The sequence below is a fragment of the Desulfobacula sp. genome (assembly GCF_014237455.1).
Classification (GTDB): Bacteria; Desulfobacterota; Desulfobacteria; order Desulfobacterales; family Desulfobacteraceae; genus Desulfobacula.
Genome location: NZ_JABZFL010000054.1, coordinates 1 through 20,670 on the forward strand (window position 1 = coordinate 1; position 20,670 = coordinate 20,670).

Here is a 20,670-nt window from a genome sequence, read left to right on the forward strand (position 1 = left end):
ATTCAGTGAATAAAACCAATTCAATGCCGTTGTTAATTAGGCTAACTACCCAAAATAACAAATAATATAATTTTGAAAAAATCCTTAATTTTTTATATTAAGGGTGTTGAATGTGAGTTATATACACTTATGTTTTTTATTGGTGTGGCATCTGCAGTTGAGGTGGTAAAATATGAAGGACTGTTTGAAAGGGGAACGGGAGCGCCAATATTTGAGACCGCTGATTTTCCCGCTGATATTGGCACGGGAGTTTTAAAGGTCTATAATTCAGCTGAAAATGATGATTATGAAAGTGTAAGCAGCTCAAAAATCATGCTAAACGGCGCAGATGTACTATCTCCGGAAAACTTTAATCAAGAAGTTGAATATATAGAGATTGAAATCTTACTTGATAAGGAAAATTCTATATCTGTAGAACTGAACGGGAAGCCGGGAGGTGCGATTAGGGTTGAAATAATTCAAACTGCAATTTCTCCTATTACGGTAACAGGCAAAGCAATTGCAGGTCTGCCTGTTGTGGGAACCATAAATATTAAAGATTCAAGTGATCCTGCCAAGACATCTTTTTCTGCCATAGAGGCTGATGGTTCCTATACACTCTATATTGATGAAACATGGACGCCTCCTTTTCTGATATGGGCAGAGGGATGGGTGAACAACACGCATTTAAGGCTTTTGTCGACATTTGATCTTGATGAAGGTGAAACAGAAGTCACTGTCAATACAACTCCAATTACCACTGCAATTGTAGAATCGGCAATTGGAGAAGCCGCTTCTGAGATAGATCCTGAATCAGCACCTATTCCTGATCCGACTACGGTTGAACAGATTGAAGCGGTCGTAAGCGAAACCTTGCAAAATCTTTTTGCTGTAATAGGGGTTCCAGAAAATTTTGATTTATTCCAAACTCCAATTGGAGAAGTGGGCTCCCCAGAAGACCAGATATTTGACACTATTGGCGTTCAAAGTGATGAAGAAGGTAATATAGTTTTTACTGACCTTGAGGGAGAATCATTTACCATTGATCCTGATGATCCTGATCCTCAAGAAGTTCCCCAAGACATAATTGACAATATTGTCCAGACTGGTGGTACGCTGGAACAGATAAGCCAGATTTTGAGTGACTTTTTTGCTCTTTTCAATAATCCGGATAACCTGCCAGACAAGACAAAACTCGAAGCTGAGCTTCTTCCTGATCTTGCAACGGGTTTCCTGCACAGAGGTGAGGGATCTTCAGACTTTATTGACCGCCTGGCTCTTTACGGTTCACAGGTTGCTCCTGCAGAATATTTTGTAGGCTGTGCGATCTACAGGCCAATGGCCACCCAGGATTATGGTACTACTACTGTTGAAGAAATGCCGGACAGCCATGATTCCGGCCTTTGGATATTGGTGACTACAAATACTAATGGGAAAGTCATGTCATGGCTTACCTCGTTTGTAGATATAGATTCAGATACGGATACGGAGCTTTGGAAATGGTACGGCAACAGACAGGCGGTTAGAAGAGCTGACCCCGGAAGGCCCCGGGCAAGACAATTGTTATTTCCTGCCGATGCAGTGACCTATCACTCAGGTCTGCATTTCTGGCACAATGACATAGGAAATCTTGCTTTGGATATGGGAATAACCAATCTTGCTATTTTCAACCCGGCCTTTGCCCCTGAGGAAATCAACGGTGTGGAGACAAACTGCGTCAGGCTTGAAAGACGTGAGGGTGGCTTGGATACCCGGTTCCGCCTGAGTAATGTCCCCCATTACTGGACCAATGACTGCCTTTACGAGTTGAGTAAAGAACCCGGCGACAGGCGGATTGATCTTGATGTCCTAAAATCCCAGGAAACCATGGAATTTGTTGTCATTGGACTTGATGATGATGACAACCCGGTCAGGACCTGGCTGTATACCATTCCCCAGGCGCCTCACCCCGTCAGTGAATTAATGGCAGACCCGGGAAATTATTTTGCGACAATTGAACAGGACACAATTTCTTTTCAACCTTACGACGACAGTGATTCCGCTAACCCTGATGAATTTCCAGGCAATGACGGACTTTTTTCCTGGACATTCCCGACCAATCCGGAACTTTTCCCATCATGGACTCGACTGGGGTGGAATGATCAATACTGGAACTGGAATGAACTTCAAGTTGATAATCCTGCCTGGTATTCTCCTGGTAATTTTTATGATTTTACATCTGGAACTTATCAACCGGACAGCACTGCGGATTTACCACGTACAGCCAGTTTTGCAGTTACCATGCGGGACACAAACCTGATGCATTATCAGACCGACAAAAGATATGACCCCTGGTCAGAACAGTTTATCAGTGTTGTGAATAATCAATTAATCTTTGATGTTACACATGCCTGGAGTTCAGAGAATCTTAATCCTGACTGGGCAAGTATGTATGTAAGAACCCGTATCAGAGGGAAATACCTGGAACGGTTTGAAGTTCCCATTACGGTTGAAAGTGCTTCTGTCACAGGGAATGCTTATGTTGAAACTGAAATCAGGTTGGCTTATCAACCCTATGAAGATATTGGAAATGGTGATACAAATTTTATTGGGCTGTATGCCAGAATACGTTACGTTGGTGGACAGCTCCGGCTACAGGGATTTGTATGGGGGTCAAGAAATGCTGATGGAACTGATGTAATTAACCCTGCGCCTTCTTCCGGCAATTATCCTCATGGTAAAATCTTAGCCTTTGGTGAGCCATATACTCTTGCAGTTGAGTATTTTGAAGCAACAAACCAGTTGATGATTGAGTTTGATGACGGTAGTACGGACGCCCCATATCAAAGCTTTTATGATATGGACTCTATTATAGAATTTGATTCTGATAATTTTATTCATGCTGAAATCCGTACCCGGGTCAGAAGCCTGCAACAGGACGGCGATACTGGCAGTATGATAGTCAATGTTGACAATACAAAAGTTGATGGTATGCCCTATGATGACTTTACCGGAGGGTTTGCCAACAACAAATGGGATATTCAGTCTAATGAGTAAGATTTTTTTATCACAATTTATAGATATGGATTAAAAAAGATCAGATATGGATCGGAGCAGGATCATCCTTTTGATGAGGATATTACACTAAAATCTTACTTGTTTCAGATACAATCAAATCTGATATTTAGAATTACTGGCAGGGTCAGCAACGGCCCTGCCTTTTTATTTATTAAATAATGAATTCAGGGGAGTTGAAACCCTGGCTTTTCCAAACTTTTCTTGACAAAAACCAGGATACCGGCATAGAATCTATATATTCTCAATCAAGTTTTTTTAAGGGGTGACCCGAAGCAACAGATAAATAATAAACCGGTTTCAGAAAAGGAGATGCTGAAAATTGATGAATGAAAAAGGATTTTCCTTTCTTGAGCTCATGGTGGTGGTGGTTATCCTTGGTATCCTGGCGACCTATATTGCCCCCCGGTTTATGGGCAGGGCTGATGATGCAAAAGCTGTCAAGGCAAAGGTGGATATTGCTGCCCTGGAAACAAGCCTTAAATTGTATAAGCTGGACAATGGGCATTATCCGACCACGGAGCAGGGTTTTTATGCCTTGATTGAAAAGCCGTCCACTGAACCGGTTCCCTTGAACTGGAAGGAAAAGGGATACCTGGAAAAAGCAAGGGTTCCCAAAGACCCCTGGAACCGGGAGTATCTGTATCTTTCTCCCGGGGTTCATGATGAGTATGATATTCTTTCTTACGGCGCTGACGGGGCTCCCGGAGGTGATGGGAAAAACAAAGATATCAACAGCTGGGAGCTTGAGTAGCTGTAAAAAAATATCAGGGTTTACCCTGATCGAGCTGATTGTTGTTATCAGCATCGTTGCCCTCCTTTTATCGTTTTCCTTTCCTTTATTCAGAGACATCCGCCTGTTTTCCGATGCTGCAGGCCAGGTGGGGGATATTGCCCGGTTAATGGATGATTTGAAAAAACGGGCGGTTGAGCAGCAGGTTGATTTTCTGATGCACGTGGACACGAAATCCGGAAGGCTCTGGGTAAGTGATGCGGCCATGAATGATGAGGAAAAAGAGACGGCAAAGGAAAAAGGCGTCCGGCTTTCAGAGGAACTGACGATTCTGGATGTTGAATTTCCCGGCATCAGGGAGACCGGACCCCGGGAACACCGGATCCGGTTCAGAAAGCAGGGATATTCTGATTTCGCGCTTATCCATCTCATGGACCGTGAAAATAATATAACCTTGAGAATAGAGCCGTTCCTTTCCAGGGTTCAGGTCTTTAACAAACATGTTTACCTTGAAGACTGCATCTAAATATATTTTAAGGGCCGGTAACAGCAACGGCTTTACGCTTCTGGAAGTGATGATCAGTGTGTCGATTATCGCCCTGGTTTTTGTTTCGCTTTTCAGGATGCAGTCCTCCACCATAGAACTTGCAGCAGCCGGAAAATTCAACAGCATCGCCCCGATACTGGCTAACCAGGTGCTTGTAAAAATAAAGGGGGATATTGATGGCTGGTCTGAACCCAAAGGAGATTTTGGAGATAATTTCCCGGGGATTGAATGGACCTGCAAAATTCTGGACTCATCCTTTGAGGAAATAGAATTTATCAGTGAGGAAAACCGGAACGCCTTTAAGAAAATAGAGATCGAAATAACAGATCCGTCCGGACCGAGATCCTATAAAATCAACACCTGGAGGTTTGCGGGTGAATAGGCCGGCAAAACATCATTGCAGCGGGTTTACGCTTGTGGAGATCCTTATTGCGGTCCTGATTTTTTCCATTATTATTTTTACTTTGTTTTCTTCTTTTAAGGCATTTATCGTTTCAAGCGAAGCGGTTAAAAAACAAGTGGCGCACGATGAAAAAATCAGCAGGGTTTTTAAAAGAATCAGCATGGACCTTGAGTCAATATTTGTTCTGCAGCCGCCACGATATAAGAAACCGGGCTTTGATTCTGATCCTGACCCCTACGGGTTTACTGGAAAAGAGGGGGCTGTGGGGCAGCAGGTGGTTTCCTCCATGGCATTTACATCCGGTGCGCATGCAAAATTCGGTGCCAACCAGAGGGACGGCATTGCAAGGATTGTCTATTATTTAAAGGAGAATAAAAAAAACAGGTATGATCTCTATCGGGCAGATTCTTTGCCGCCGTTTCCCGAAGAAACGGCATCCTGCCTTGACCCGGTATTGTGCCAGGATATTTCAGGGTTTGACATGATTTATAAAGATGTTAACAAAAATGAATACCGGTACTGGGATTCGGATGCTGAAGAGTTTAACCATATGTTCCCGGCAAGTATTGATTTTAAAATAACCGTTGGTTCCGGGGAAAAACAGCAGGCATTTATACTTTCCATTGGCCTTTTAACAGGACGGGGGCCCACTTGACTAATATTTTGCATAATGAAAAAGGCGCTGCGCTTGTTGTGACCCTTGCCATTGTTGCGATTTTGCTGACTGCTGCGCTGCAGATGGGAAAATTTACCGGTGATTCGGTTATGGCGACACTGGCGGAAAAGGATCGGTTCCAGGCCGAGCAGTTCGCATTGTCCGGCATCCATCTTGCCATGATGATACTTGTTGACGATGCGGAAAAGAACACGACTGACTCTGTTCAGGAAGCCTGGGCAGATCCGGATATGCTGTCACAGGCGGTTAATGAACTGGGACTGGAAAAAGAGGCGCTTACCATAAAGATCACAGATGAATTGTCTAAAATCCAGGTGAATGCATTATTGTTAACCTTTCCGGGAAACGAGCTGAACCCTGACCAGAGCCGGATATGGGAGAATCTTTTAAGGCTCAGGTTTTCAGACGACAAAACCATGGATGAAAGAGATCCTGCCCAGATCATAAATTCACTGAAAGACTGGCTGGATTCCGGGGATGATGATGCTGTCACCGGGATGTCAGGGGCAGAGTCAGATTATTATCTGGGTCTTGATCCCCCATATATATGTGCTGACGGGCCGTTTAATGATATCGACGAAGTGTTGACCGTGAAAGGGATTTCAGAAAATCTGCTGAAAAATGAGACAACGGACGAAATCGATGCGTCTGCAGAAGAAACTGAGCTAAGCGATATATTTACCGTATACGGCCTGGACAATGAGAGGACCGAACACGGTGGCTACCGGTATACAGGAAAGGTGAACATCAATACGGCAGGCGTTGATGTGCTTGCCGCACTTCTTCCGGAAGGAATGGAAGATCTGGCCCGGGATCTGGCTGATTTCAGGGGACAAAAAAGCGAACTGGAACAAATTTTTGTAAATCCTCTTGACAATGGGTGGTATAAAAAGGTTATAGAATTATCTGAAAAAGAACTCAACCGGTTCGAGCGTACTGTAACATACTCAAGCGATATTTTTAAAATAGACTGCCGGACCCAGAAAAATGATGTCAGCGTAATACGTGTTGCTTATTTAAAAAGAGAAAAGCATAAAGAGTCCGGAAAGTGGGTGTGCCGGATCATCCAGATGGAAAGGGAATAATTGATGGCAGGTTCTTTTTTACACCTTGAACTTGATAATTCAGGCATTAAAGCCCTGATTGTTGATCAAAATTATAAACTTGCTTTGATCAAAGGCGACTGCCGTGTCCGGTTTGAAGACCTGCCTGATTCAGATAAAAATCCAGATCCTTTTGGTGCAGGCATGGACAGGGTTGCCCAGCTGCTTGACCTCCGGGCATGTTCTACAGCCGTTATCTTTGTATCACCGCTTCTGGTCAGTTTCAGAACCATTGACCTTCCTTTCGGTTCAGAAAAAAAGATGAAACAGGTCCTGCCGTTTGAGCTTGAAACCCTGTTGCCGGGTGTCAATGAAAACCACATTTCAGACTTCCATATGCTGGATATTGAAAAAGATTCAAATTGGGTTTTAAGTGCGTCCATTGCTGAATCCCGGGTTAAAAATTATGTGACAACACTTGAGCGGTTCAATATCAAGCCACGGATTATTGCTCCCGGCGGGTATGCGGCTGCTGTTGAGTTTTTAAAAACGCATAAAGATACGTCACCCTTTGTTTTTCTTCATGTTGCTGATTCCGGCACTGCCCTTGTGCTGGTGAACAACCAGAAGCCCTGTGTCGTGCGTACTTTTCCGCCGTCCCTTATCTCACCGGAAGCCCTTGCCGAATCTGTCAAACAGACCATCATGGGATTCAATCAGAAAACAGGAATTGATATCTCGTTTGATGTTTTTGTCAGCTCTGATGAAGCGTCTGCAGAAACAGAGCGTATTTATACTGCCCTGAAAAAAATACCGGGCCACACATCCGGGCCGGGATCACAGAAAAAAATAAAATCCGATGCTCTGCTGCTCAATATTTCGCCGGACCGCTCCGTGAAATATCTGTTTAATTTCTGCAGGGGAAAATACGGGTCCGGTTCTTTTGTAAAAACATATTCTTCAAATATAGCGGCCGGCGTTATTCTCTTTTTATTCCTGCTGGGCATGGTGATGGTGAACGCCGGCTTTGATAACACAAAACTGAATAAAAAAATTGCCGCCATTGATGAGGAGGCTTTTTCCATTTTTACGGCAAGCTTTCCGGATAAAAAAAAGATTCTGGACCCCTATCTGCAGATGAAGGCAAATGTCAGTGCGGCAATGAAAAAATCCGGAACCGCAGTGGGCAAAAATTCATTAAGCAAAAACAAAAACGTTAAAATCGTGGGAATCATGAGAGAACTCTCTCAAAAAATTGATCCTGCAATAGATATGGAAATTTCAAGTTTTTTATATAATAAAGGACGACTGGTCCTGTCGGGGTCAACCGATAATTTCAATGCGGTGGACACGATTAAAAACAGGCTGGAATCATCTGATTTTTTTACAAATGTCAGTATCAGCAGTGCAGCGGCGGACAGCAAAGGGAACAGGGTAAACTTTAAATTTATAATTGAAATGTGAAACCATTATGATGTCCAATCTTTCAAAACGTGAAATAAATGTGTTGACAGCCGGAATAATTTTTGTGGTTCTGTTTCTTGGTTTCCAGTTTGGTGTTGCCCCTGTTTTTGAAAAAAGGGAGACGCTCAACCGGATATTAAATGAAAAGCAGGCCTCTCTGGAAGAGATGATTTCACTTCAGCAGCAGTTTTTTATGGTTTCAAACAGTTTTGATACAACAGCCAAAGTGCCGGCAGGCAGGGAAAAAGGGTTTTCTCTTTTCTCTTTTCTGGATTCCCAGGCACAGAAAAGCAATGTAAAAGAGAACGTGGCGTATATGAAGCCATTTGCAAAAAAACTGGTGAACTCTGAAGATACCCTTGTAACCGTCAAGGTCAAACTCAAGGAAGCGTATTTAAAAGAGCTGGTGAATTTTCTTTATCATATTGAATCATCGAAAAACGGTGTAACCATTACTTCTCTGTCATTGATAAAGGCAGGGAAAGAAAAAGAAAAACTGGATGCGGTTATTGAGACTCAAACGCTGATAATAAAGGACAAGGCATAAAACTAAAGGGATATGAAATATTTATTTAATATCATAAACATTCTCCTGGTTGCCGCCATTGTATATTTTGGTGTTGATATAATATTCAAAAATGAACTGCCTGAAACCACTTTACTGCCTGAAAACCATTCTCCGGGTGCCATATCAAAGAATATCAGCCTGCAGCAGGCAACCTCCGTTTTCAGCAGGAATCAATACGATATCATTGTTGCAAGAAATATTTTCAAGGTTGAAATTGAAGACAAAAAAGCGCCTGTCATAAAACAGGAAACAGAGGATGACGAATTTGAAAAACTGGAACCGACAAGGCTTAAACTGGTGTTATGGGGAACTGTGACTGGAGATTCCGACGTCTATGCTGTCATTGAAGATAAAAAAATGCGGAAGCAGTCCTTATATGAAGAAGGGGATTCCATCCAGGGAGCAAAAATCAAAAAAATTTTAAGGCATAAAGTGATCCTGACGTACCAGGGGGAAGACCAGATCCTTAAGATGGAAACAGATCGTAAAAAAACAGCCTTGAGCAAACTGCCTGTCATTAAGCCTTTGATGTATGATTCACTGGACGATATGAGTGCATTAAGAAAGCAGGTTAAATTCAGGCCCCATTTTACCGAAGGTGAACCGGACGGGCTTATGGTCTACGGGATACGATCAAATTCCGTATTCAGGCGGGTCGGGCTGCGGAACGGGGATATCATAAAGGATGTTAACGGCATACCCATTATATCCGCCGGGGATGCTTCAAGTCTTTTTTCTGAAATTGAAGATACCGGTAATGCCAGGATTACCCTGCTCAGGAAAGGGAAGGTGAAAGAGCTGGTTTATCCGGCCGAGGATGGTGAGTTATTGAAAAATAAAGGGGAGGAGTGATAATGTTTTGTAATATAAAATTGGCATTGCGAATGGTTGTCCTGTATGTTTTTTGTGCCGTCTTTCTGAGTTTTCCTGTTACCGGCTTTGCCGTCGAACCCGCAGAAAAAACTACCGCAGATGCCGAGTATGCAGCAATCGATTTCAATAATGTTGATATCACCGTGTTTATTAAATTTATCAGCAAACTGACCGGCAAGAATTTTATTGTGGACAGCAGGGTTAAAGGGAATGTGACCATTATATCCCCGACAAAATTATCAGTTAAAGATGCCTATAAAGTCTTTGAATCCGTCCTTGAAATAAATGGATTCTCCACGGTTGAATCCGGTAAAATAATAAAAATTGTTCCCACGCCTAAAGCAAAGGCTGACAATATTGATACAAAAATCGCCACCAGACCGATCAGGGCCGGCACCCTCGGAGACAGAATCGTCACACGAATCATTCCCCTTGAATATGCAAAATCCAATGAACTTAAAATTTTATTTACGCCTCTGGTTCCCAAGGGAAGTGCTGTCCTGTCTTACCGGGACACCAATATGCTGATCGTAACCGCAACAATGACAAGCATTAACAGGCTTTTAAAAATTGTAGAAGCCATTGATGTGCCGAGTATTGGGAAAAAGATAAGTGTAATCCCTGTAAAATATGCCGATGCCGGAAAGCTGGTGACCAGCCTTTCTTCAATTTTTTCTGCGCGGGTAAAAGGGACCAAGAGTAGACAGACGACAGACCTGATTGTGAAATTTGTGGCGGATGAAAGAACCAACTCGATTATTCTTCTGGCAAGCAAGATAGAATCCGACAGGGTGAATCAATTGATAAAAATACTGGATCAGGAAGTTCCCAAAGGCGATGAAAAAATCCGTGTCTATTATCTTGAGCATGCATCAGCAGAAAATCTTGTAAAAGTATTACTGGAGATCCCCACAAAGGAAAATAAGAAAGACGTACCGGGCCAGAAAAAAGCGCCGATTTTATCCACAAAGGTAAAAATCATGGCAGATAAAACAACCAACAGTCTCATCATTATGTCAGATAAGGAAGATTACCCGGTAATCGAAGAGGTCATCAGCAAACTGGATATTCCCAGAGCCATGGTTTATATCGAATGCCTGATCATGGAAGTCAATGTAGTTCGTAATCTGACCATCGGAACGGAATGGAAAACTTCCCAGGGATTTAACAATGACAGCAGGGTTGCTTTCGGCGGATTTGGCGGCACCGGTGACAGCGGGTATTCAAATCTTTCAGGTGTTTCAGGATCAGGAACGCTTCCCAAAGGATTTTCTGTAGGGGTGCTGGGTAAAAATTTTAATATCGGCGGTGTGACCTTCCCGGATATCCAGGCGGTGGTACAGGCATTTCAAAGTGATAAAGACGTGAACATCCTTGCCACACCGCAAATTTTAACCACTGAAAATGAGGAAGCGTCCATTACAGTGGGGAAGAACGTTCCCTTCCAGACACGATCAGCCGCAGAATCAGGGGTTGCAACCTATAATTCCTTTGAATATAAAGATGTGGGGATCAGCCTTAAAATCACCCCCCAGATCAGCAAGGACCGCTTGGTAAGGCTGAATGTATACCAGGAACTGACAAAACTTGACAGTGTGAACCAGACAAGTCCTGACAGACCGACAACCTTGAAACGGAAAATCGAAACAACCATTATAGTAGAAGACGGCAACAGTGTTGTCATCGGGGGCCTTATTGATGAGACAGCAACAATAACGGAATACAAGACCCCCTGTCTTGGCGATATTCCGGTCCTGGGATGGGCCTTTAAAAATGTATCCGAGGGGGTAGACAAAACAAACCTCTACGTCTTTTTAACCCCCAGGGTTGTTAAAAATCCCCTTGAAACCGATGAAATCTACAAGGAAAAGAAGAAAGACATTGATGCCATTCAAAAAGGCGAGGTATCTCTATACGAGAAAATCAATACATTCGGTAAAAAAAATGATGAACCCGAAGAAGATGAATCAAAGAAAACCCAATGATTGAAAAATTTATAACCATACTTGCAAAAAGAACCTCTCTTTCCAGGGAAAACTGTGAAAAAATCAGAGGCGCTTATGCTAAAGACCGGTCCAGGCTGATTGACGCCACCGTTGAAACCAGGCTTGTCCCGGAAAATGAAGTCCTCGAAGCGTTAAGTCTTCTTTACTCAATTCCCTTTAAAACGGCGCTGCCAATGGAAAACATCAGGGATGACTGGACCGCAGCGATTTCAAGACAGTTTTTGAAAAAAGCATGCATTGCCCCTCTGGCAAAAGAAGACGACTCAATTATTGCTGTTAATGATCCGTCTGACTTAAGTTTTGTCGATGATGTGGCAGCCCTTCTCAACCTTGATGAATATTCACTGGTGCTGGCCCCGAAAAATCAGATTCTGTCCGCCGTCAATATCCTCTATGACAGATCGGGAGAAAGTGCCCAGCAGCTTGTTGAGGATATGGAAGACAATGGATTCACGATTATTGATGATTTTGATCAGACCGCAGACCTGCTTGACGATACAAGTGATGCCCCGGTGATCCGGCTGGTGAACCATATGATATCCCAGGCGGTTAAGGCAGGGGCAAGTGATATTCACATCGAACCGTTCCAGGATGCCCTTACGATCAGGTACAGGATAGACGGCATCCTGTATGAAATGCTCAGTCCGCCCAAGGGGGTACAGGCGTCCATGATATCCAGGATCAAGGTCATGGCAAAAATGAATATTGCCGAGAAAAGAGTTCCCCAGGATGGGAGAGCCCAGGTAAGAATCGGAGACCAGGAGATTGATATCCGTATTTCAACGGTTCCTACATCCTATGGCGAGCGCCTGGTCATGAGGCTGCTGAATAAATCCGGTTATTTCCTTGAATTTTCAGAGTTCGGGCTTTCCGATAAAAATTACAACATGATTCATACCATTATCCGTCAGAATAATGGCATCGTCCTTGTCACAGGCCCTACCGGAAGCGGAAAAACAACAACGCTGTATGCGGCACTCTCGGAAATTAACGCCCCAGATAAAAACATTATCACCATTGAAGACCCTGTGGAGTATAAACTCAAAGGGATCGGCCAGATCCAGGTCAATACAAAAACCGGGGTCACCTTTGCAAAAGGGCTGCGGTCCATTGTCAGGCAGGACCCGGATATCATACTTGTCGGAGAAATAAGAGATCTTGAGACAGCAGAAATTTCTATTCAATCCGCCCTTACAGGTCACCTTGTTTTTTCAACACTCCATACCAATGATGCAGCAGGTGCTATCACAAGACTTGTGGATCTGGGGGTGGAACCTTATCTCATATCATCTGCTGTCAGTACGGTGATTGCCCAGCGCCTCATAAGGGTGCTCTGTAATGACTGTAAAGAGAAATACAGGCTTTCGCCGTCCCATATCAGAACCCTGAACGGAGCCGGGGAAGAATACATCGGGAAATATGCCTATCAACCCAAAGGGTGCTCAAAGTGTTTTAACACCGGCTATTCCGGCAGAAAGGCTATTTTTGAAATTATGCGGATGGATGATGCGTTAAAAAATCTTGTCCTGGAAACATCGGATGCCAACCAGATAAAGGATGCCGCCTTGAAATCAGGCATGATAACCCTTCGTAGGGACGGCATGTCAAAAGTGCTCAAGGGGATCACATCCATAAGAGAGGTCCTTCGTGTTACCCAGGAATAAGATGATATCCATTTTTGTTATCCTTTTTATCCTTTCCTTATGTGAAACGCCTTTTGCCCTGGACCAGAATTTTTTATTCAAATTTTACCAGGAACACATATCCGTGGTAGATGGAAACAGATGTTCAATGTATCCCTCCTGTTCCAGATATGCATCCCGGGCGTTTGAAAAGCATGGACCGGTACTGGGCTGGATCATGACCTGCGACCGGCTTGTCCGCTGTGGAAGGGATGAAGTCAAGCTTTCAGAAAAGGTCATTATGAATCATCAGGAATTAATCTATGACTCCGTGGAAGCCAATGATTTCTGGTGGTTTGAAAAAGAAAAAAAAGAATGACATTACGGTATATATATATTCTGGTTCTGTTCCTCCTGACAGCCCTGCCCCATAACAGCTTTGCCGAGGAAAAGCAGCTGGTTATCACTTCAGACATGCAGTATGAATACGGCCAAACACTTTTTGATACAAAAGACCATGAGACGGCCATGGTTGAGTTCAAACGATTTATTCATTTTTTCCCTGACAACAAGAACGTGGAACAGGCACGGTTTAACATCGGGGTCTGCCTGTTTAACTTAAAGAAGTTCCATGACGCAGCACGGGCATTTAATGATATTATTATCAATAGTAAAGAAGACAATTTAATAAAAGAAGCCTGCTTTTTTCAGAGCAGGGCATTCATGAACATCGGCAACACCGGATATGCTCAAATTGTTCTGCAGAATTATCTTAAACTGGTTACAGACACAGAAACAAAAGACAGGATCTATTTTAACCTGGCAAAAATACATCTGGCAGACGCCAGGAACGGTAAGCAGGGGTCCCTGGCCCTTGCAAAAAAAAGCCTGTCAAACATATCAGATGCGGGCGCAATAACGTATCATGCAGATCAATATCATGAGTTGATCGTGGCGGCGGAACACGCACCCAAAAAAAATCCAAAGGCTGCCGGACTTTTTGCCGTCATTCCCGGCGGCGGGTTTCTCTATTGCGAAAGATACCATGATGCCTTTATCACCTTTTTACTCAATATCGGGCTGATGGCGGCTTCCTATGAGGCCTTTGACAATGATAACAAGGCCCTGGCCGGTGTGATCGCCTTTGTGGAAACCGGATTTTATACCGGCAATATTTACGGTTCCATCTCTTGTGCACACAAATATAACCGGGCGCAGACCATCAAAATCCTCAAGAAGGAAGTGTCGATCACCTCATCCTTTGATCCAGAAAAAAAAGGGGCGGGACTGGTATTTAATTTTGAATTTTAAGCCTTATTGAATCAGCTGGTTTATCTCAAAGATCGGCAGGCAGATGGAAAGGACAATCCCCCCGACCACCACCCCCATGATAAGAATAATCAAGGGTTCAATCAAGGATGTGGCTGCCGTGACAGCTGTTTGAACATCTTTGTCAAAAAGATCGGCTGTTTTTTCCAGCATTTTTTCCAGGTCTCCGCTGGTTTCTCCGATTTTAATCATTTGTGATGCAAGGTAGGGAAAGTCGCTGCTTTGGGAAAGAACATCCCCCAGTTCTCCTCCCTGTTCAACCGTATCACAGGCAGTAGAGATAAGGTCATACATCACCCTGTTTCCGGCAATATTTTTGGTGATATTCAGGGCTTTCAGCATGGGAACGCCATTATCCAGCAGAGACCCGAGCGTTCTTGTAAATCGCGCGGCAATGAGTTTTTTTAAAAGCGTTCCAACAGCAGGCAGCGAGAGCAATAACTTATCAATAAACCAGGCCCCCTTTTCCGTCTTCCGGATTAAAAAAACAAGTAAAAAAACCAGAACAGGCGTCAGAACAAACCCCCACCAGTAGGACTTGAAAAAAGAGCTGACAGAAATAAGAAGCATCGTTGGCAACGGCAGGGCATGGTTCATGTCGGAAAATATAGTGACGATACCCGGCACAACATAGGTTAAAAGAATGATTAAGACCACGAGCCCGATAAGGGACATTAAAATCGGATACGCAAGAGCAGCCTGGATTTTCTTTTTTGAATCCTCTTTATGCTCGGTAAAATCAGCCAGCCGTTCCAGAACAATTTCCAGGGTTCCGGAAGATTCTCCCGCTTTGACCATATTGATAAAAACAGGCGAAAATACAGTGGGATAGAGTTCAAGGGCATTGGCAAAGCTACTCCCCTCTTCAATGGCATCCTTTATCCGTGAAAGCACTTTCTGCATGGTTTTTGACTTGGTCTGGGGAATAAGCGTGCCCATCACTTTAACCAAGGGAAACCCGGCAGACAACAGGGTTGACATCTGTCTGGTAAGCATGGACAGCTCAGACGAGCTGACGGTTGAAAACAGGCTGATCTCTGCCCGAAAGGAGGGTGTTTGTCTCTCTTTAACCGTTGACCCGGATTCAATTTTACTGAGTGCTGTAAGAAAAATATCCTTTTGTCTCAATCTGTATTTGGCAGCAGAAGCGCTTTCCGCATCAATAATGCCGGATACTTTTTTCCCTTTGGTGCTCAATGCTTGATATTCAAATACCGACATAGATTATCATCCTTGTTTTCAGCTTCAAGATATCAGACAAAAAAGAGTTTACCCCAAATAAAATCAGATTGCAAACTCCCAAAATTCTTGACAGTATATTTTTATTAATGATATTAAAATTTAATTACGAAAAAACTACAGGTACTGGTTAACGGATCATTGGCTCTGATTGTTTTCAGCAAACCCTTTATTGATGAGTGCCATGACGACAGAAAAAGACATCCTTGTTTTAATCGTGGACGACGACCCCAGGATTTGTGATATCCTGCAGAAAATGATTTCCCGCCCTGGGATCAGCGTTAAAACCACCTCAAATCCCTTGCAGGTATCTGACCTCATAAAGGCCCGTTTTTATAACGTGGTCATGCTCGACATCAATATGCCGGAAAAGTCCGGGATGGACCTGCTTTCGGAAATAGATGAGGCCAGCCCCGACACAAAGGTGATTATGATCTCCGGGTTTGGCAATAAGGAATCCATCATTGCCGCCCTGAGGCTCGGCGCTTTTGATTTTCTTGAAAAACCGTTCGACCGTAAATTGATGGTTCATGCCATAAAACGCGCGCTTGAAACACAGAAAGTGGAACTCGCGTACAGGGATGAGAAGACTAAACTGCAGGATGCAAACAGACAGTTAATGGAGACCAACAAGGCATTGTCCACATTAGCGAGAAACATAGAAAGAACACGGAAAGATACTGAACTCACCATTGAAAATGAAATCAAGGCTTCCATTCTGCCGATAATAAACAAACTTCAACAAAATAAAAAAATTCCCGGTTCACATTATCGCGATCTTAAGCTGCTCATGGATCTGGTGTCAGATCTGACATCAAGACTGGTCGTTAAGCAAAAACTTTCCACCATACTGACCCCCGCTGAATTCCGCATTGCACTGCTGATAAAAAACAGGTTGAAAACCGGTGACATTGCCGAACATCTGTATATTTCACCGGAAACAGTAAAATCCCATCGCAAGAATATTCGCAAAAAACTGGACCTCAATAATTCCACCCAGAATCTTGGCGTCTATCTTCGATCCGCCCCCACAGCAACATAAGGGGGGAGAACATATACCCATTTTACTCCCATAAAAATCCCCCTTTACAATAAAATACCATTGAAGTTATGATCATCGAAACTATCAATTTATAAAAAATCATATTTGGACGGCAGGGAGAACAAAGTGCCAGCACATCATGAACAGCGTCAGCATGAAAGATTTGAGCCGCAAAATTCGGCGTTTGTTGTGTTCCGGCCGGAGTTTAATAAAATCGGTCCGATAAATGATATCAGCAAAGGCGGCCTTGGTTTCAATTACCTGCAGTCTGAAGATAAAGACAACCCTGCATCAGAGAACCCCTGCACAATAGACATATTTGATTCAAGCAATTCCTTTCATCTTTCCCATATACCCTGCAGTCTGATTTACGATACTGACAACAACGATCAATTAACGGTCATGCATAATTTAGCAAACAGGCGGTGCGGGCTGAAGTTTGATCAGCTCACAAAAGAACAGGAGGAACAGATAACCTTTTTTTTAACGCATCATACTGTCGGAAACGCATAACAACCGACTATTAAATCATTGACCAGACAAAGCCAAACCCTGAGTGATCAGGGGACGGAAAACCACGGGTCTTGAAAAAAGACAGCCGGGTTGCCTGAAAATAAGGTAATCCGGTTTTTTTATTTTGGACAGGATTTACCGAACAGGCACAGGTTACTTTTTTGAAACCTCACATTGTCAGACAATTTCATTCAAAGGAGGTGATTAAAAAAAATAATGTGAAACATCGAAAAAGCTAACTTGGAACACAAGATTTTTAAACAAAATATAAATCTTTAAGGAGAATCAAAATGAAAAAATTATTTATTATTTGTCTGGCTGTCGTTATGACAGTGGTTTTTGGTTTTACAACCGTCAATGCTGAACCATCGGCAAAAGCGACAGCGCAGATAGGGGATTTGGGTGTGGTTGACGTTTCTAAAAGTGGTGGTTCTGGTGTGACCGGAGAAGGTAATACTGGTTGGAGAACGCTCTTTACACAGGATATCAAAACTCCCACCGGAAAGGATCTTTTTATCAACGTTTCGCTGGAATGCGGACTTACCACTGACACCACGGTTATGAGCAAAAAACTTGCAAGGGCAGTAGCAGAGGCCGAAGCCGTTGTAGAGGTAAGGGTGGTAGTGGATAGTGTTCCCGTGCCTGTTAATGGAAATGAGCCCGCTGACACTGACATCACATTTGCCAGAAGGAATCAACAGCTGATTGCTGAATTTGCAGGCGATATCAGCGGGTGTATGACCATAGTCGTTAATGATAATGATACTCCTGATGATTTTACGGATGATTATGATGAAATTGTCATTGACTGGGCATGTGTTTCACCCGAAATGCTTCAGTTGATTCTTGACACCATGCAGGCAAACTCCTTCAATTTTATCGTGCCTGACCTTTTCGCCGGTACGCATACGGTACAAATCCAGGCGAAGCTTTCTTATCTGGCAACAGGTAATTTGGTACAGGAAACTATTGATGCAGAGCTTTTGACATTGGCGTGGGGCTCAGCTGCCGCAAGAGCCTATCTTGGCAATGGTTCTGTCACCATCGAGACGGTAAGAATGATAAAGGATGAGGATGTAATAGTGGATTTAGACTAAACGGATAAACACTATTGAACAGTCCTCAGTAATTATCTGAATTATTGTGTTACTTTCAGAAAAGGCAGGGCCTTTGGTGGCTCTGCCTTTTGACCTTTTTATAGGCAAGACAATCCCCCCCCCTCTGCATCAGACAAAAAAGGCTTTCAAACTGAAAGCTGAAAACCCTTGTCGCTTATGGCGCGCCCGGAGAGATTCGAACTCCCGACCCCCTGATTCGTAGTCAGGTACTCTATCCAACTGAGCCACGGGCGCACAAACGACCAACAGTATATATCAGGGTTTTTGCAGGATTTCAAGATTTTTTGTTTTTCGGTAAAATCGGGCAAAAAGGACCAAAATATCCACAAAATGCGTCCAATTTGCGACCATTCATTTTTTTATAAAATATACTTTGGAAGGATGGCTTCTGAGGCTGGTTTTGTTTGCTTTTTAGTCTCCGACATCAGCACGCTAATAACCTGGAACAGGTGTTACAGACAATCCCTCAGCAGCCCCATAGTTCATATAATGATCAAGTACTGTCATGCCATAGGAAGCCAATAGACTCCTTAAATCATCAATCGTTTTATCGTTCCAGTCGCTGCTTTCTGCCCAGAGTGCTGCAAGCTTGTCGGCCAAATAAGCACTTTCATCAAAAAGGTTTGAAGGATTAATACCTTCTGCGGCACCATACTGGAGATAGTGCAGATAGGCATCATAAGGCCATGCTGCGTTGAACGCAGTCTGAGCTGCTTCAACAGATGAATATCCACCCGAGTTGCGCATTGCAGTTGCTTTGGCAAGGACATACTCATAATGGTTAAAATATTCATTTGGGGCTAATCCTTCTTTATACCCATATTGTGAGTAGTGAGATTCAGCCGTAAAACCAAAATTTAAAAGCAAAGTTTCCAGATCATCAACATTTTTACCAATCCAGCTTGAGTCACTTGCCTGTAACGCAGCAAGCTTTGCGGCTAAATAATATGCTTTGTCAAAGCCCTGAAGAGTGCTGTATCCCTCATCAACTTGACCATCACAGTCATTATCAATACCGTCTCCGGCTATTTCACTTCCACATAAAATAATTGGGGTTGAACTATACATCATCAGATCTTGTTCATTAATTAATTCAGAATTTTTAAAAAGTTTTATTTCCCAGGCTTTATCATAATTGCTGGAATCGAATGTTAAAGCGTCAGTAATGATATTACCGTTGTCATCAAAATTTCCAAAATATGCCAAATTACCAACAGGGTCGTATATTTTTATAACCGTTTCACTTGGATCTGGGGTCTGTATCTGGACTGGAAATTCCCTTGTCACGATAGTATCAAGCCATTGATCCCCAAGGTCTTGCCAAATGAGATCAGCTTCAATAAATGAAACATTACCCTTAATTAAAAATTCATTGGTGTAACCAGGATAATTTCTTGTATCATACCAATTTTCTACTATAGTGTTTTCAAATTTCAGTATTCCTGTAAAATCCCAAAACCATATTTCATCTAAGAATGAATTGTTTATATTTATATCTGTATTTTGTGCCATTGCCCTGAACTCTGTTAGTTCTGAATTCTCTATTGTAATTTTACAATCTATGCAGCCTGCAGTTTTTACATGCCAGCCTCCAACATATGAATTCTGAATATTAAGAAAAGATAAACCCGATGACGTCATATCTAAGGTTAATGATTCTGTATAATCTCCTTCTAAATCAGATATAAGAATATTCAAATTTGGCTCGCTTAAACAAACAAACACTTGAACAATATCAGAATCTATTAAATAAACAGAAGATTGATCATCAACTGAGACTTGAGAAAATTTGCAATTGGTGAATGTTGCCTCTGCACTATCTTTGATCCAGGCAGTAAGGCCATTTTCAATTGTAGTATTTGAGACAATCAAATCATAAGGTAAATTGGTGGCACTTTTCAACAGTTCAATTTTTTCTATTAAACCTATTTTCAAATCGTTCAAATTAACATTCGAGTTAAGTGGAAAATGAAAATTCATTGCCTGCATTGTAGAATCTACAATTTCGATAGTTGCCTTTGAAGTATCAGAGTAAGAGAACATATCCCCAACACAGTCTAATTTAGAAGAAGTGGAAGAAAATGTTGAATTCGCATTTGGTTGAAAAATAGCACCTCTTTTCCAGTCTAAAAATTCATTTAACGCCACTGAATTGTTCACAGCGGCACTGCTATTCCCATTCAGGGTCACAAAAAAACGATAATTTGAAGTCAATATGGCATTTTGTTCAATTAAAAATAAAGAAGAGTCATTAAGAGTTATTGAGTACTGCTCATGATAGTCTTGTTCAAAATTAAAGGTGGAATTGCGGATGATCAGTTGGGCATTATCGTTTAAAGTAATAAGCACATAGACATAAATAACTATAATAATTTTTCATAGGCCTTAAAATTAAACCCCAGCGTTGCAAAAAAGATAAAATGAAGTTCTTAGTTTTTAAGCCGCTTTTTGCAACGAGTCC

General features: G+C 42.6%; 18 protein-coding genes, 1 tRNA gene and 1 riboswitch. Of the genes, 16 read left to right on the forward strand and 3 right to left on the reverse strand.

The window, feature by feature from the left end:
* Positions 1-129: 129 nt before the first annotated feature.
* The 13 genes from HGJ91_RS08435 (at position 130) to HGJ91_RS08495 (ending at position 14,279) form a co-directional block, all read left to right on the forward strand.
* Positions 130-3,015, forward strand: coding sequence for a hypothetical protein (locus HGJ91_RS08435; protein ID WP_291347279.1), 2,886 nt, complete (start codon positions 130-132; stop codon positions 3,013-3,015).
* 343 nt (positions 3,016-3,358) lie between these two features.
* Positions 3,359-3,787 (forward strand): type II secretion system major pseudopilin GspG, encoded by a 429-nt coding sequence (gene gspG / locus HGJ91_RS08440; protein ID WP_291347280.1) that lies wholly within the window; start codon positions 3,359-3,361, stop codon positions 3,785-3,787.
* Positions 3,747-4,292, forward strand: a complete 546-nt coding sequence (locus HGJ91_RS08445; protein WP_291347281.1) for a type II secretion system protein — start codon at positions 3,747-3,749, stop codon at positions 4,290-4,292. Before gspG ends, HGJ91_RS08445 begins: the two co-directional genes overlap by 41 nt.
* Complete coding sequence (locus tag HGJ91_RS08450; RefSeq protein ID WP_291347282.1) at positions 4,267-4,695, forward strand: prepilin-type N-terminal cleavage/methylation domain-containing protein; 429 nt, start codon at positions 4,267-4,269, stop codon at positions 4,693-4,695. Before HGJ91_RS08445 ends, HGJ91_RS08450 begins: the two co-directional genes overlap by 26 nt.
* Positions 4,688-5,371, forward strand: a complete 684-nt coding sequence (locus HGJ91_RS08455; protein WP_291347283.1) for a type II secretion system protein J — start codon at positions 4,688-4,690, stop codon at positions 5,369-5,371. The genes HGJ91_RS08450 and HGJ91_RS08455 overlap by 8 nt, the downstream gene beginning before the upstream one ends.
* Entirely contained in the window at positions 5,368-6,477 is a 1,110-nt protein-coding gene (locus HGJ91_RS08460) for a general secretion pathway protein GspK (protein ID WP_291347284.1), read from the forward strand. The genes HGJ91_RS08455 and HGJ91_RS08460 overlap by 4 nt, the downstream gene beginning before the upstream one ends.
* A gap of 3 nt (positions 6,478-6,480) precedes the next feature.
* Positions 6,481-7,899 (forward strand): PilN domain-containing protein, encoded by a 1,419-nt coding sequence (locus tag HGJ91_RS08465; protein ID WP_291347285.1) that lies wholly within the window; start codon positions 6,481-6,483, stop codon positions 7,897-7,899.
* A 7-nt stretch (positions 7,900-7,906) separates the two neighbouring features.
* Entirely contained in the window at positions 7,907-8,446 is a 540-nt protein-coding gene (locus HGJ91_RS08470; protein WP_291347286.1) for a general secretion pathway protein GspM, read from the forward strand.
* A 12-nt stretch (positions 8,447-8,458) separates the two neighbouring features.
* Entirely contained in the window at positions 8,459-9,319 is an 861-nt protein-coding gene (locus HGJ91_RS08475) for a type II secretion system protein N (RefSeq protein WP_291347287.1), read from the forward strand.
* Between the two features lie 2 nt (positions 9,320-9,321).
* Positions 9,322-11,325 carry a type II secretion system secretin GspD gene (gene gspD / locus HGJ91_RS08480; protein WP_291347288.1) on the forward strand — a complete coding sequence of 668 codons (2,004 nt, stop codon included), beginning with the start codon at positions 9,322-9,324 and terminating at the stop codon, positions 11,323-11,325.
* Positions 11,322-13,010: a type II secretion system ATPase GspE gene (gene gspE / locus HGJ91_RS08485; protein ID WP_291347289.1), complete on the forward strand. Its 1,689-nt coding sequence runs from the start codon at positions 11,322-11,324 to the stop codon at positions 13,008-13,010. Before gspD ends, gspE begins: the two co-directional genes overlap by 4 nt.
* A gap of 1 nt (position 13,011) precedes the next feature.
* Complete coding sequence (yidD, locus tag HGJ91_RS08490) at positions 13,012-13,347, forward strand: membrane protein insertion efficiency factor YidD (protein ID WP_291347290.1); 336 nt, start codon at positions 13,012-13,014, stop codon at positions 13,345-13,347.
* Positions 13,344-14,279: a tetratricopeptide repeat protein gene (locus HGJ91_RS08495; RefSeq protein ID WP_291347291.1), complete on the forward strand. Its 936-nt coding sequence runs from the start codon at positions 13,344-13,346 to the stop codon at positions 14,277-14,279. Before yidD ends, HGJ91_RS08495 begins: the two co-directional genes overlap by 4 nt.
* A gap of 3 nt (positions 14,280-14,282) precedes the next feature.
* On the opposite strand, the gene HGJ91_RS08500 is transcribed toward HGJ91_RS08495, so the two are convergent.
* Positions 14,283-15,518, reverse strand: coding sequence for a type II secretion system F family protein (locus tag HGJ91_RS08500; protein ID WP_291347292.1), 1,236 nt, complete (start codon positions 15,516-15,518; stop codon positions 14,283-14,285).
* A 202-nt stretch (positions 15,519-15,720) separates the two neighbouring features.
* On the opposite strand from HGJ91_RS08500, the gene HGJ91_RS08505 reads away from it, so the two are divergent.
* The 3 genes from HGJ91_RS08505 to HGJ91_RS08515 all read left to right on the forward strand — a co-directional run bounded on the left by HGJ91_RS08505 (position 15,721) and on the right by HGJ91_RS08515 (position 18,188).
* Positions 15,721-16,578 carry a response regulator gene (locus tag HGJ91_RS08505; protein WP_291347293.1) on the forward strand — a complete coding sequence of 286 codons (858 nt, stop codon included), beginning with the start codon at positions 15,721-15,723 and terminating at the stop codon, positions 16,576-16,578.
* A gap of 126 nt (positions 16,579-16,704) precedes the next feature.
* The gene (locus HGJ91_RS08510; RefSeq protein WP_291347294.1) at positions 16,705-17,091 is read left to right on the forward strand and encodes a PilZ domain-containing protein; all 387 of its coding nucleotides are present in this window, start codon (positions 16,705-16,707) and stop codon (positions 17,089-17,091) included.
* Positions 17,092-17,112: 21 nt separating this feature from the next.
* A riboswitch (cyclic di-GMP riboswitch) is annotated at positions 17,113-17,189 on the forward strand.
* 192 nt (positions 17,190-17,381) lie between these two features.
* Positions 17,382-18,188, forward strand: coding sequence for a hypothetical protein (locus tag HGJ91_RS08515; RefSeq protein WP_291347295.1), 807 nt, complete (start codon positions 17,382-17,384; stop codon positions 18,186-18,188).
* A 178-nt stretch (positions 18,189-18,366) separates the two neighbouring features.
* Here the strand turns inward: HGJ91_RS08515 and HGJ91_RS08520 are convergent.
* A tRNA-Arg gene (locus HGJ91_RS08520) sits at positions 18,367-18,443 on the reverse strand.
* A gap of 198 nt (positions 18,444-18,641) precedes the next feature.
* A complete protein-coding gene (locus HGJ91_RS08525) occupies positions 18,642-20,558 on the reverse strand; it encodes a hypothetical protein (protein ID WP_291347296.1) in 1,917 nt (638 codons plus the stop codon).
* Between the last annotated feature and the right edge of the window lie 112 nt (positions 20,559-20,670).

What these genes read in the sequence shown, in the direction of transcription:
- HGJ91_RS08435 (WP_291347279.1), top strand. Translation starts at nt 130, where the DNA reads ATGTTTTTTATTGGTGTGGCATCTGCAGTTGAGGTGGTAAAATATGAA.
- gspG (WP_291347280.1), top strand. Translation starts at nt 3,359, where the DNA reads ATGAATGAAAAAGGATTTTCCTTTCTTGAGCTCATGGTGGTGGTGGTT.
- HGJ91_RS08445 (WP_291347281.1), top strand. Translation starts at nt 3,747, where the DNA reads ATGGGAAAAACAAAGATATCAACAGCTGGGAGCTTGAGTAGCTGTAAA.
- HGJ91_RS08450 (WP_291347282.1), top strand. Translation starts at nt 4,267, where the DNA reads ATGTTTACCTTGAAGACTGCATCTAAATATATTTTAAGGGCCGGTAAC.
- HGJ91_RS08465 (WP_291347285.1), top strand. Translation starts at nt 6,481, where the DNA reads ATGGCAGGTTCTTTTTTACACCTTGAACTTGATAATTCAGGCATTAAA.
- HGJ91_RS08470 (WP_291347286.1), top strand. Translation starts at nt 7,907, where the DNA reads ATGATGTCCAATCTTTCAAAACGTGAAATAAATGTGTTGACAGCCGGA.
- HGJ91_RS08475 (WP_291347287.1), top strand. Translation starts at nt 8,459, where the DNA reads ATGAAATATTTATTTAATATCATAAACATTCTCCTGGTTGCCGCCATT.
- gspD (WP_291347288.1), top strand. Translation starts at nt 9,322, where the DNA reads ATGTTTTGTAATATAAAATTGGCATTGCGAATGGTTGTCCTGTATGTT.
- gspE (WP_291347289.1), top strand. Translation starts at nt 11,322, where the DNA reads ATGATTGAAAAATTTATAACCATACTTGCAAAAAGAACCTCTCTTTCC.
- yidD (WP_291347290.1), top strand. Translation starts at nt 13,012, where the DNA reads ATGATATCCATTTTTGTTATCCTTTTTATCCTTTCCTTATGTGAAACG.
- HGJ91_RS08495 (WP_291347291.1), top strand. Translation starts at nt 13,344, where the DNA reads ATGACATTACGGTATATATATATTCTGGTTCTGTTCCTCCTGACAGCC.
- HGJ91_RS08500 (WP_291347292.1), bottom strand. Translation starts at nt 15,518, where the DNA reads ATGTCGGTATTTGAATATCAAGCATTGAGCACCAAAGGGAAAAAAGTA.
- HGJ91_RS08505 (WP_291347293.1), top strand. Translation starts at nt 15,721, where the DNA reads ATGACGACAGAAAAAGACATCCTTGTTTTAATCGTGGACGACGACCCC.
- HGJ91_RS08515 (WP_291347295.1), top strand. Translation starts at nt 17,382, where the DNA reads ATGAAAAAATTATTTATTATTTGTCTGGCTGTCGTTATGACAGTGGTT.